The organism is Mesopusillimonas faecipullorum, from assembly GCF_020539505.1.
GTDB classification, from domain to species: Bacteria; Pseudomonadota; Gammaproteobacteria; order Burkholderiales; family Burkholderiaceae_B; genus Mesopusillimonas; species Mesopusillimonas faecipullorum.
Genome location: NZ_JACDXW010000033.1, coordinates 1 through 418, shown reverse-complemented (window position 1 = coordinate 418; position 418 = coordinate 1). Strand labels below are relative to the sequence as shown.

Below are 418 nucleotides of genomic sequence, written 5' to 3'. Positions count from 1 at the left end.
AGACCAGAACGTTGATAGGCTGGGTGTGGAAGTGCAGTAATGCACGTAGCTAACCAGTACTAATTGCCCGTGCGGCTTGATCCTATAACCTTGCAGGTTAGCGTGATCAAGTGTCGTTCAAAACTCAAATCCTGATCGCCCAATGCGGTGCGGTCAGGTCCGCAACACAACGCAACCCCCCTGTGCCTACCCATCCGGTAGACACACTGTGCTTTTATTCCGATTCGCCCGCTTGAGGCCCAAAGCCGCAAGCAGGCAAACAGTTACGCTTGACGACCATAGCAAGGTGGTCCCACTCCTTCCCATCCCGAACAGGACAGTGAAACGCCTTTGCGCCGATGATAGTGCACGTCCGTGTGTGAAAGTAGGTCATCGTCAGGCTCTTATACCGAAAACCCCCATCAGCTCAAACGCTGGT

Annotated in this window: 2 rRNA genes; both read left to right on the top strand. The window is 53.6% G+C overall.

The features are described 5' to 3' along the window. Positions 1-84: ribosomal RNA gene (locus H0484_RS15080) — 23S ribosomal RNA — on the top strand; the annotation flags it as partial. Between the two features lie 184 nt (positions 85-268). Further along, positions 269-381: ribosomal RNA gene (rrf, locus tag H0484_RS15075) — 5S ribosomal RNA — on the top strand. The last annotated feature ends 37 nt before the right edge of the window (positions 382-418 follow it).